General features: G+C 63.3%; 12 protein-coding genes. 6 read left to right on the top strand and 6 right to left on the bottom strand.

The window, feature by feature from the left end; all coding sequences use genetic code 11:
* The 4 genes from EOC06_RS02435 to EOC06_RS02420 all read right to left on the bottom strand — a co-directional run.
* Positions 1-1,077: CaiB/BaiF CoA-transferase family protein (locus EOC06_RS02435; protein ID WP_245469293.1), on the bottom strand; the 1,077-nt coding region annotated here is incomplete at its 3' end.
* Positions 1,070-1,810: an NAD(P)H-dependent oxidoreductase gene (locus EOC06_RS02430; protein ID WP_127318279.1), complete on the bottom strand. Its 741-nt coding sequence runs from the start codon at positions 1,808-1,810 to the stop codon at positions 1,070-1,072. The genes EOC06_RS02435 and EOC06_RS02430, both read right to left, overlap by 8 nt.
* 9 nt (positions 1,811-1,819) lie before the next feature.
* Positions 1,820-2,968 carry an acyl-CoA dehydrogenase family protein gene (locus EOC06_RS02425; protein ID WP_128306998.1) on the bottom strand — a complete coding sequence of 383 codons (1,149 nt, stop codon included), beginning with the start codon at positions 2,966-2,968 and terminating at the stop codon, positions 1,820-1,822.
* Positions 2,969-3,072: 104 nt separating this feature from the next.
* Positions 3,073-4,008: a LysR substrate-binding domain-containing protein gene (locus EOC06_RS02420; protein WP_128306997.1), complete on the bottom strand. Its 936-nt coding sequence runs from the start codon at positions 4,006-4,008 to the stop codon at positions 3,073-3,075.
* A 161-nt stretch (positions 4,009-4,169) separates the two neighbouring features.
* Here EOC06_RS02420 and EOC06_RS02415 point away from each other — a divergent pair, with 161 nt between their 5' ends.
* The 5 genes from EOC06_RS02415 (at position 4,170) to EOC06_RS02395 (ending at position 8,106) form a co-directional block, all read left to right on the top strand.
* Positions 4,170-4,682 carry a thiamine pyrophosphate-binding protein gene (locus EOC06_RS02415; RefSeq protein ID WP_164748823.1) on the top strand — a complete coding sequence of 171 codons (513 nt, stop codon included), beginning with the start codon at positions 4,170-4,172 and terminating at the stop codon, positions 4,680-4,682.
* A gap of 5 nt (positions 4,683-4,687) precedes the next feature.
* Positions 4,688-5,275 (top strand): thiamine pyrophosphate-dependent enzyme, encoded by a 588-nt coding sequence (locus tag EOC06_RS02410; protein ID WP_127269711.1) that lies wholly within the window; start codon positions 4,688-4,690, stop codon positions 5,273-5,275.
* Between the two features lie 8 nt (positions 5,276-5,283).
* Entirely contained in the window at positions 5,284-6,762 is a 1,479-nt protein-coding gene (locus tag EOC06_RS02405) for an aldehyde dehydrogenase (protein WP_127395449.1), read from the top strand.
* Positions 6,763-6,856: 94 nt separating this feature from the next.
* Positions 6,857-7,636 carry an SDR family NAD(P)-dependent oxidoreductase gene (locus EOC06_RS02400; RefSeq protein WP_024503240.1) on the top strand — a complete coding sequence of 260 codons (780 nt, stop codon included), beginning with the start codon at positions 6,857-6,859 and terminating at the stop codon, positions 7,634-7,636.
* A 5-nt stretch (positions 7,637-7,641) separates the two neighbouring features.
* Positions 7,642-8,106, top strand: coding sequence for a VOC family protein (locus EOC06_RS02395; protein WP_245463670.1), 465 nt, complete (start codon positions 7,642-7,644; stop codon positions 8,104-8,106).
* Between the two features lie 46 nt (positions 8,107-8,152).
* Here the strand turns inward: EOC06_RS02395 and EOC06_RS02390 are convergent, their stop codons facing one another.
* A complete protein-coding gene (locus EOC06_RS02390) occupies positions 8,153-8,806 on the bottom strand; it encodes a GntR family transcriptional regulator (RefSeq protein ID WP_023809526.1) in 654 nt (217 codons plus the stop codon).
* A 106-nt stretch (positions 8,807-8,912) separates the two neighbouring features.
* Positions 8,913-10,091, bottom strand: coding sequence for an FAD-binding oxidoreductase (locus EOC06_RS02385; RefSeq protein ID WP_128306996.1), 1,179 nt, complete (start codon positions 10,089-10,091; stop codon positions 8,913-8,915).
* Positions 10,092-10,295: 204 nt separating this feature from the next.
* Between EOC06_RS02385 and EOC06_RS41520 the strand changes: the two genes are divergently transcribed.
* Positions 10,296-10,782, top strand: a 487-nt coding sequence (locus tag EOC06_RS41520) for an aminotransferase class I/II-fold pyridoxal phosphate-dependent enzyme (protein ID WP_245469292.1), incomplete at its 3' end; no start/stop codon positions are given.

Raw genomic sequence — 10,782 nt, 5'->3', positions numbered from 1 at the left:
GCTGGGAACCGTTGCAAATCCCTCCGGCCGCCCTGCAGGCATTGGTACTGCGATGCGCTTGCCGTCCGGCAGTGCCACCTCCGTCCGGCGGAGCGCCTTGTGGTGCGGCAGGTCGCGCATTGCACTCACCCGGCCCCAGGCGATCTGCGCCTCGTCGAGACGGCTTATGGCCTCGTCGCAGTCGATTGCCCCGAAGATCGGTTCGATCTCGGCGTCGAGCGCCGTGCGGTTGGCAACCCGCCAGGTATTGGTGGCGAAGCGTTCGTCGGCGAACAGATCCTGCCTTTGCAGCACGAGCGTGCAGAAGCGCTTCCATTCATTGTTCTGCTGGATGGACACGACCACGCTGCCATCCCGACAGGCATAAGGTCGATAGGGGTAGATCGAAGCATGCGCCAGGCCATATCTCTGCGTCTCGCGGCCCGCATATTCGTAGTGCAGCAGCGGCACGGTCATCCAGTCGGCCATGGCGTCGAACATGGCAATCTCGACAATGCGGCCGCGCCCGGTCTTCTGGCGCGCCAGCAAGGCTTCGAGGATCGCTGCATGGGCATTCATGCCGGTGGCGATGTCGGCGGCGGAAACCCCGATCTTGCTTGGCGTGTCCGGCGTGCCGGTAACGGCGCAGATGCCGCTTTCGGCCTGCACCAGCATGTCGTAGGCGCGCATGGCCGCGTAGGGCGTGTCCTGCCCGTAGCCGACGATGTTGATGGCTATCAGCCGAGGAAACTCTTTCGCAATTGTATCGGCCGAGAGGCCGAGCCTGTCGATGGCGCCTGGCGCGAGATTCTGCACGAGGACGTCGGCGCGCGCGACCATCCGGTGCAGGAGAGCCAGGTCGTGCTCACTCTTCAGGTCGAGCACCGCGCTCTCCTTGCCGCGGTTGAGCCAGACGAAGTAAGCCGACATGCCTTCCACTGCGGAATCGTAATGACGCGCGGTTTCGCCTTCCGGACGCTCGATCTTCACGACGCGTGCGCCGGCATCGGCAAGGCGGACCGTGCAGAGCGGAGCGGCGACGGCCTGCTCGATCGAAACGACAAACAGGCCCTCCAGTGGGCGGGCGCCGTCAGACATTGCGCTGCACTCCCGAGCGCGCCAGCACACCAGGCTTCAGCCGCTCGTTCTTGCCGTAGTCCTCGGCGGCGTGGAAGAACAGATGCGGCGTGCCATCAATGTCCTCGAGCCTCTTGCGGTAGGCGTCCAGATAGGCCTTGCGGCCATCGTCGCCGACGCGGCCCGGCATGTAGGCGACGAAGGGCGGCAGCACGTCGAAGCCGGAATAGCGCAGCAGACCATTGTGGATCGGCCACAGCACCGTGAGGATGTCGCCATCGATGCCGTCGGGCGCGTAGGTGTCGGCCGACGTGCCCGTGGTGGCGGCCACCATGGCGAGCTTTCCCCTGAACATGCCGGTGTCGTATTTGCGGCCCGGCAGATAGGCGAAACCGCGCGCGAAGACGCGATCGGCCCAGCCCTTGAGCATTGCTGGCATTCCGAACCACCAGACCGGGAACTGGAACAGCACGAAGTCCGCCCGCTTCACCTTTTCGATCTCTGCACTGATATCGGCCGACAGTGCGCCGGCCTCGTAGGCGGCGGTCTGTTCGCGCGGCAGGCTGAAGAAGTCCGGATCGTTACGCTCGCCCGATACGTCGCCCGGCCCTGCGACAGGATTGAAGCCCATCGCATAGAGGTCGCTGACGACTACATCGTGGCCTGCGCGGGTCAAGGTTTCCACGGCCAGATCCTTCATGGCGCCGTTGAAGGATTTTGCTTCCGGGTGTGCATAGACGATGAGGACGTTCACGGACGACTCCTAGTAGGAACGCGGCAGTCCAAGCACGTGCTCGGAAAGGTATGACAGGATGAGGTTGGTCGAGATCGGCGCGACCTGATAGAGACGCGTCTCGCGGAACTTGCGCTCGACATCGTACTCTTCCGCAAAACCGAACCCGCCATAAGTCTGGATGCAGACATTGGCGGCTTCGTTCGAAGCGTCGGCCGCCAGCATCTTGGCCATGTTCGCTTCGGATCCGGGGTTCTTGCCGGCCTCGTAGAGGTTCAGCGCCTCGCGCACCATCAGTTCGGCCGCGCGCATGTTGGCGTAGGCCCTTGCGATCGGAAACTGGATGCCCTGGTTCTGGCCGATCGCCCGGCCAAACACATGCCGCTCCTTTGCGTAGGTGCTTGCCTTTTCGATGAACCATTTCGCGTCGCCGACGCATTCGGCTGATATCAGGATGCGCTCGGCGTTCATGCCCGAGAGGATGTAGCGGAATCCCTTCCCCTCTTCGCCGATCAGGTTTTCGGCGGGTACGCGCAGATCGTCGAAGAAGACCTCGGTGGTGGCATGGTTCATCATGGTGCGGATCGGCCGGATTGTGAGGCCGTTGCCGACGGCTTCGCGCATGTCGACGATGAGGACGGAGAGGCCGTCGGTCTTTTTCATGCCGTTCGTGAGCGGCGTGGTCCGCGCCAGCAGCAGCATCAGATCCGAATGCTCGGCGCGGCTGGTCCAGATCTTCTGGCCCTTGACCACGAAATGATCGCCGTCGAGGCGAGCAGTAGTCTTGAGCGCGCCGGTGTCGGTGCCGCTGCTCGGTTCGGTGACGCCGAATGCCTGCAGGCGCAATTCTCCCGCGGCGATCTTCGGCAGGTATCGCTGCTTCTGGGCTTCCGAGCCGTGGCGAAGAAGCGTGCCCATCGTGTACATCTGGGCATGGCAGGCGCCACCATTGCAGCCGGCGCGCTGGATTTCCTCCAGCACGGCAGCGGCGGCCGAAAGCGGCAGGCCCGAGCCACCATATGCCTCCGGGATCAGGATCGAGAGCCAACCGGCCTGCGTCAGCGCTGCGACGAAGTCACCGGGATAGGTCATGTCCCTGTCGAGTGCGCGCCAGTATTCTCCGGGAAAGCGCGTGCACAGCCTGGCGACGGCATCGCGAATGTCCTGATAGGCTTCCATGAGGTTTGTCCGGGTTTTCGTCTTGCTGCGGCCTCACTATCGCGCCTCCATGCCCTGTCAGCAATGCAGAGCGGACGTGAGCAGATATAACGGAATTCGAATGCTTATGGCGGAGGGCCGAGAAGTTGGCCGACCCAGACGGCCCGCCCGACAAGATCCTTGGCGATGTCCTCTATCGCTTGTCCGGCAAACCGCGCCAGCCGCGAGGCAGGCCGGTCCGCCGGGTAGGCAAGGATCAGGCGGCGCACGGGCACCGGATCGATCAATGGCGCGGCGGTGAGCAGCCCGGCAGTCACGTCGGCATGGATGGGAGCGAGCGGCAGGATCGTCCAGCCATGGCCGTTGCGCACCAGGTCCTTCAGCGCCGAATAGGAGTCCGCTTCGATGCCGACATCGAGCGTGATGCCGGCATCCGTGGCGCAGCGTTCGACGATGATGCGTAACCCGTGCTTGATGCTGGGCAGCAGCAGGCGCTTGCCCGCGAGCGAGGCGAACGACACGGCGCGCACGGTTGAAAATCCCGCATCCGGCGGTCCGATCAGGAAGAGGTTTTCCAGGAGCAGCGGGCGCGAGCGCAGCGAACGCGCCATGCGCGGGTCGTAGAGTACCGCGACGTCCACCTCGCCGCGGTGCATCCAGTCCAGCAGATAGCCTGTATAGGCGCTGACAAGTCTGAGTTTCGCCTTGGGATGGGCTTTGCCGAAGGCGGCAGCCAACGGCAGCGAAATAATGTTGGCAACGGTGGGCGGCAGGCCGATGGCCACTTCGCCGGTCAGCGGCGCATCGGCGGGCGTGGCCGTGGCGCGGATCTCGTCGATCTCGGCCATCACGCGCATGGCGTGCGCCAGCACCTCCTTGCCCTGCTCGGACAGCACCATGCCGCGTCCATGGCGCAGGAAAAGGGCAAAGCCCAATTCCTCCTCCAGCATGCGCACCTGCCGGCTGAGCGCCGGCTGCGCAATGTGCAGCCGGTCGGCGGCCTTGCTGAGGCTGCCGAGTTCGGCGACATGGATGAGGGTGCGTAGCTGCGATAACTCCATGAGCTATCGAATACCATTATATCTGATCACGAGAAAGAGACGAAGATTGCATCGGTCAAGCGCGCTAGTCTGATGCCAGTCCAATATCTCGGAGATGCAAGGTGACGGCGAGCATACAAGCAAAACCTCCGGAAGCAGCAGCGCTTGCCGCCGCTCCGACCGTGTCTGAAAGGCAGTGGCCGGATCAGGTCTATGAGGTGCTCAAGGCTGCCGGCATCAGCCACATGTCCTATGTGCCGGATGCCGGTCATACCACATTGATCCGCCTTTTCAGTGAGGATCCCGAAGTCGTCACCAATGTGCTGACGACGGAGGAGGAGGGCATCGCCATCGCAGCAGGCTCCTGGCTCGGTGGCAAGCGGAGCGTCGTGCTCATGCAATCCTCCGGTGTCGGCAATTGCATCAACATGCTGTCGCTTCCCGTGCAGGCGCGCTTCCCCTTGCTCGTCCTGGTGACGATGCGGGGCGAATGGGCCGAGTTCAACCCGTGGCAGGTGCCGATGGGGCAGGCGACGGAGGCGTCGCTGAAGGCGATAGGGCTCAGGGTGCTGCGCGCCGAAACCGGTCCCGACCTGGTGGAGACGGTGGCGCAGGCAGCCTTGATGGCCTTCGACGCCGACCAGCAGATTGCCGTGCTGATCGGGCAGCGGCTGCTCGGCAAGAAGAAGTGGTGAGCGACATGAATTTACCGACGATGGACCGCCGGGTTGCGGTGAAGAAGCTGCTTGACGCCCGCGACGGAGCCCTGGTCGTGACCGGTCTCGGCTCGCCGAGCTACGACGTGCATGCTGCCGGTGACCGCAACGACAACTATTATCTGTGGGGCGCCATGGGGGGTGCTGCGCTGATCGGCCTCGGGCTTGCCCAGGCCCAACCCGACAAGCGGGTCATGGTGATCACCGGAGATGGCGAACAGCTGATGGCGTTCGGTTCGCTGGCGACGATCTCGGTGGCGCGGCCGAAAAATCTCGACCTGATCGTGCTCGACAATCAGCATTTCGGCGAGACCGGCATGCAGTCCAGCCATACCGGCAAGGGCATTGGTTTCGACAAGGTCGCGGCCGCTTGCGGTTTTTCGAAGACCGCCGAGCTGCGTACGCTGGAGGAGGTCGACATGCTCTGTGGAGAACTTCGGCGCCCGGCCGACGGTCCGCGCCTTTTCGTGCTGAAAATCACCGCCGAGAACCTGCCGCGCTCGCTGCCGCCGCGCGACGCGGTCGAGGTCAAGAACCGCTTTCGCGCCCATCTGGGCTTTGCCACCTGTTGAGGACCGATATGGCGCTGGTTAGTTTCCAGAACACGGTCGGCGGTCGGTTGCAATCGACAGCCGATACATTCGAGAGCCATGATCCGTTCACCGGCAGGCCCTGGGCGCTGATCCCGCGTGGGGGAGCGAGCCAGGTGGACGCCGCCGTGGCGTCCGCGAAGGCAGCATTCCGGTCGAAGGAATGGGCCGGCATCACGCCGACCGCGCGGGGCAAGCTGCTCGTGCGGCTGGCCGATCTGATCGCCGAGAACGCAGATCGTATTGCCGCCATCGAGACGCGCGACAATGGCAAGCTGCTCACCGAAATGACGGCACAGCTGCGCTATATCCCGGAATGGTTCCGCTATTTCGGCGGTCTTGCCGACAAGATCGAAGGGTCGGTGCTGCCGATCGACAAGGCTGGCATGTTCGCTTTCACCCGCCACGAACCGCTGGGTGTCATTGCAGCGATCGTGCCCTGGAATTCGCCGCTTTTACTCCTGACATGGAAGCTCGCGCCGCTGCTGGCGGCAGGCAACACTGTCGTCATCAAACCGTCGGAACACGCCTCGGCCTCGACGTTGGAGTTCGTGAAACTGTTTGCGCGGGCAGGCTTCCCGCCCGGCGTGGTCAACACCGTTACCGGCATGCCGCTTGATGTCGGCGCGCCACTCGTCTCTCATCCCGACGTCGCCAAGATCGCCTTCACCGGTGGTGAGCCTGGCGGGATCGCGGTCTATCGGGCGGCTGCCGAACAGCTAAAGACCGTCACGCTGGAGCTCGGCGGCAAATCGGCCAACATCGTCTTCGACGACGCCGATATCGAGAGCGCGGTCAACGGCGCGATCTCAGGCATCTTCGCGGCCAGCGGCCAGACCTGCATCGCGGGTTCGCGGCTGCTGGTGCATCGCAAAATCCACGACCGGTTCGTGGAAGGCGTCATAACGCTGGCGGCCAGCGCTCGATTGGGCAATCCGGCGCTGCAAGAGACGCAGGTCGGGCCGATCACCACGCAAGCCCAGCGCGAGAAGGTGCTGTCCTATCTCGGCATCGCGCGCCGCGAGGGTGCGCTTTGCGTGCTGGGCGGCGGCAAGCCGGCCTCGGGTGAACTGGCCGAGGGCTGGTTCGTCGAGCCCACCATCTTCACCGGCGTGAACAACACCATGCGGATCGCGCGTGAGGAGGTGTTCGGGCCGATCCTGTCCGTCATCCCCTTTGACGACGAGGACGAGGCCTTCGCCATTGCCAATGACAGCCCCTATGGGCTGGCGGCGGGAATATGGACCAGCGACATGGGCAGGGCGCTGCGCGGCGCGGCCGCGATGGAAGCGGGGATGGTCTGGATCAACTCATACCGTGCCGTCTCCTACATGGCGCCCTTCGGCGGCTACAAGAGGAGCGGTATCGGGCGCGAAAGCGGGCAGGATGCCATCAATTCCTATCTGCAGACCAAGACGGTGTGGATAGACACCGCCGGCAAGACCGCCAATCCCTTCGTTATCCGCTAGGCTAGGCTTCGGTGGGAGAAACCCCATTCCTAGCCAAGCTCGGCCCATGCTCCCTGAGACGGTGGCCGACTTACAAATGATCGAAGGATTGGACATGAGACAGGCAGGCAAGGTGGCGGTTGTCACAGGCGCGGCGCGCGGCATCGGACGCGCTTGCGCGGAACGCTTTTTGGCCGAAGGCGCGAAGCTCGTGCTCGGCGACATCGATGCCGTGGAGTTAAAAAAATGTGCCGCTGAAATCGGTACCACCGACAGCGTCCTGGCGGTCGTCACGGATGTCAGCAAGAAGGACCAGGTCGATGGGCTGATTGCAGCGGCGGTGGCGAAGTTCGGCCGTGTCGACATCATGGTCAACAATGCCGGCATCGCTCCGGTCCAGGACTTTCTCGACATCACAGAGGCGGACTACGACAGGGTTCTCGCCGTCAATCTCAAAGGTGCGTTCATGGGCACCCAGGCCGCAGCCCGCCAGATGATCGCGCAAGGTGGAGGCGGCGTCATCATCAACATGTCGTCGATCAATTCGGGCCTCGCCAACCCACGTGTCGCCACCTACGCGATCTCCAAGGGCGGCATGAACCAGGTCACCAGCACCGCGGCCGTCGCCTTCGCCCCCCACGGCATCCGCGTGGTCGGTGTCGGGCCGGGCACCATCGCCACGGACATGGTCATGGACGGGACATTCATCGACTCGGAAGAAATGCGACGGGCGGTCCTTTCGCGGACACCTCTCGGGCGCCTCGGCACGGCAGCCGAGATCGCCTCGGTCGTGGCATTCCTGGCCAGCGACGACGCTTCCTACATCACCGGCGAGACGATCTACCCCGACGGGGGGCGCCGCGTTCTGAACTATACGGTCCCGATCAAGGAGTGAGAAGAATGGGGAGTGACGACATGGGCAATTTCGACAAGCTGCATCACATCTGCATCGTCGTGCACGATATCGACAAGGCGCAGGCCTATTATGACTCCATCGGCATCGGGCCATGGGAGTCCTATCCGCCGCTGGCCGAATACGAAGAACTCCAGGTCCCAAGCCCCGAGGGTTTCAAGGCGATGCAATACCGGATTTGCAACTTGCCGAACGTTCAGCTGCAGCTGTGCGAGCCGAACGGCGATCCTTCACCGCAGCGGATTCATCTCGACAGCAAGGGTGAAGGCGTCTTCCATATCGGCTTTGAGGTTCGCGATGCGGATGCAGCCGAGGCCAAGGCGCAGGACGACGGGCTTCCCGTGCTGATGCGCGGGCGCCGGGAAAACCGCACCGGCTTCACCTATTACGATACGGCCGACAAGGCGGGCGTGATCCTGCTGACGAGGGCGACCAATCTGCCCGGCAAATGATCTTCGCGCGAAGGATTGGGGCTGGACAAGGAGACGGGGCGACTGATCAGCTGCCCCGCAATTCCTCAAGCCGGTCGACCAGGAATTTGCCGCTGGTGATGATATGCATTTCCAAAAGGCCGACGGCGCGCAGCGTATCTTTGGCTTCGCATAGGTCGATGAGCTGCCAGTGGTCGCGGTCGGACTGGGCCTGGATCTCGGTGAGCGTCACCATCATGCGCGTGTAGCGTTCCAGCTGCTGATAGATGCGCCCGACCAGTTCGATCGTCGCCTTGCGGCCGGACGGCGCGTAGAGCGCGGCGTGGAAGTTCCAGTTGAGCTGGTTCGAATACTCGCCGGTCTTGCCCTGCTCCTGGTGCTGCTTTGCGCGCTCGCGGGCCAGCGCGAGGTCGGCCTCCGTCATCCTTGGAATGGCGAGGGCCAGTAGCCATGTTTCGATCCGGGCCCGCAATTCGTAGAGCTCGAGGATCTCGTCCAGGGAAATGGAGGTGACGACGGCGCCCTTGTGGGAAACCAGCGTGACGAAGCCTTCCGAATGAAGCTGATGCAGCGCCTCTCGCACCGGAATTCGGCTGACGCCGAACTCGGTGGCCAGATGCTCCTGCCGCAACTGAAAGTTGGCCTCGTATTCGCCGATCAGGATCTTCTGCCTGATGGCATCGGCGACCTGGGTCGAGATGGTTTTCTTCTGTACGAGCATGAATCAGCCTGAGGCGGCCGCCGTGTTTGTTGACTGGCGCCGTGTTGATTGAAGAAGTGGACGCATAGCACCGTTGTCACCGCGATGCCATGTCGCCCGTTTCGCTTCAGTAGACATGTTCCTCGATAGGTTGATTGCCAGCGATCCGTTCGTAGCGGAAGGCCGACAGGTCGACAGAGCGGTACTCGCCATAGGCAATGAGATCACTGACGCCCGACCCGGTCGCCGCTGCATGCATCATGCCGTGGCCGCTGAAGCCGGTGGCCAGGACAAAGTTCGAAACCTCGGGATGCCGGCCGATGATACCGCTGTGGTCGAAGGTGTTGTATTCGTAGAGCCCCGCCCAGGCGCGCAACATCCGCAATTGCTCAAACCCGCGCACACGATGGGCGAGCGCCGGCCAGATCAACTCGTCGAACAGGTCGTAATCCACATCCAGGCCAAAATCGTCCGGCTCGTTCTCGCGCACCGGCGGAATACCGCACAGGAAGAGCTGGCCTTCCGGCCGCAGCCAGAAGCCGCTCGTGTCGAAGACGAAGGGGCAGTTTTCGATCCTTGCCGGCGTTTCGAAGACGAAGACGCAGCGCTTGCTCGGGACAACCGGCAGTTCGGCGCCGGCCATCCTGGCGATGCCCGCGCTCCACGGTCCGGCCGCGTTGATCACCGTGCCGGCGGCAAGCCGGTCGCCATTGTCGAGCACCACTTCGCCGACCTTTTGGGGAGACGCCATGGTCAGTCCGGTCACCGTCGCGGCAAGATAGTCCACGCCCTGCGTGCGCGCCTTGCGGCGAAAGGCCTGCATCAGGCCGGGGCCGTCGAACCAGCCTTCGCTGCCAAGGCCGAGCGAGCCAAGGGCGAGATCGTCCGTGTTGAGCCACGGGAAGCGTCGTGCCAGATCAACCTGCTCGATCAGTTCGGCGTCGACGCCCATGCCGCGCTGAACGCGGTTCTTGGCACGCTGCGCGTCTGCCCGCTCGGGTGTCGCCAGCACGAGGTAACCGGGCTCATGCAGGCCGATGTCGGCCAACTCGTCGCCGATGGCAAGCCGCGTCTTTACCTGGCGCAGGAAGTCGATGCTGAACTTCGACATGGCAATGTTGGGCGCCGTGCCGAACTGCTGGCGGATGGCGCTGGTCGACAAGGAAGACGAGGAGGCCGTGTAGTAGGGGTCCCGCTCGATCACCGCAATACTGCCATCGAAATCCGGATTGGCTGACAGGAAATAGGCGATCGAGCTGCCGACAACGCCGCCGCCGACGATCACCACATCATAGTTTGTGCCCATTCCAATCGTGTTCCCTATCTCGAATGTCATACGCGGCGATGAAGGATTGGATACTTTCCTCTATCGACCCACCACTGGAATGAGACATAACCCGGTCTTCGGCACAGAAAAAGGGGTTTGACGCGAAAATCAGAATACATTATCCAATTTGTACCAAATATCACCTGCCCGGCAACGTCGCGGCAGCCATGCCGAGGATTTCCCGTGAGCCTCATCGCTCCCCGTCTTGACGTCATCAAGCCAAGCCCCAGCATGGCGGTCACCGCGCGGGCAATCGAAATGCGCTCGGCCGGCATCGACGTCATCAGCCTGAGCGCCGGCGAGCCGGATTTTCCAACGCCTCCGCACATCGTCGAGGCGGCCTACGAGGCGATGCGCAGGGGTGAAACGCGCTATACGGCGGTCGACGGCACCGCCGCGCTGAAGAAGGCGGTGGCCGGGAAATTCAGGCGCGAGAACGGCCTCGACTACAAGCCTTCGCAAATCAGCGTCGCGGGTGGCGCAAAGCAGATCATCTACAACGCCCTGCTGGCAACGCTGGCCCCCGGTGACGAGGTGGTCGTCCCCGCGCCCTATTGGGTTTCCTACACCGACATCGTCCTGCTCGGCGAAGGCAAGCCCGTGGTCGTTCCTTGCACGGAGGCGCAGGGCTTCAAACTGACACCGCAAGCCCTGCGAGCCGCGATCACCG

The organism is Mesorhizobium sp. M7A.F.Ca.MR.362.00.0.0 (genome assembly GCF_004023175.1).
GTDB lineage: Bacteria > Pseudomonadota > Alphaproteobacteria > Rhizobiales > Rhizobiaceae > Mesorhizobium.
The sequence above is the reverse complement of the archived record's forward strand: the minus strand, read 5'-3'. Positions and strand labels throughout refer to the sequence as shown.

What these genes read in the sequence shown, in the direction of transcription:
- EOC06_RS02425 (WP_128306998.1), bottom strand. Translation starts at nt 2,968, where the DNA reads ATGGAAGCCTATCAGGACATTCGCGATGCCGTCGCCAGGCTGTGCACG.
- EOC06_RS02410 (WP_127269711.1), top strand. Translation starts at nt 4,688, where the DNA reads ATGAATTTACCGACGATGGACCGCCGGGTTGCGGTGAAGAAGCTGCTT.
- EOC06_RS02390 (WP_023809526.1), bottom strand. Translation starts at nt 8,806, where the DNA reads ATGCTCGTACAGAAGAAAACCATCTCGACCCAGGTCGCCGATGCCATC.
- EOC06_RS02405 (WP_127395449.1), top strand. Translation starts at nt 5,284, where the DNA reads ATGGCGCTGGTTAGTTTCCAGAACACGGTCGGCGGTCGGTTGCAATCG.
- EOC06_RS02420 (WP_128306997.1), bottom strand. Translation starts at nt 4,008, where the DNA reads ATGGAGTTATCGCAGCTACGCACCCTCATCCATGTCGCCGAACTCGGC.
- EOC06_RS02400 (WP_024503240.1), top strand. Translation starts at nt 6,857, where the DNA reads ATGAGACAGGCAGGCAAGGTGGCGGTTGTCACAGGCGCGGCGCGCGGC.
- EOC06_RS02395 (WP_245463670.1), top strand. Translation starts at nt 7,642, where the DNA reads ATGGGGAGTGACGACATGGGCAATTTCGACAAGCTGCATCACATCTGC.
- EOC06_RS02385 (WP_128306996.1), bottom strand. Translation starts at nt 10,091, where the DNA reads ATGGGCACAAACTATGATGTGGTGATCGTCGGCGGCGGCGTTGTCGGC.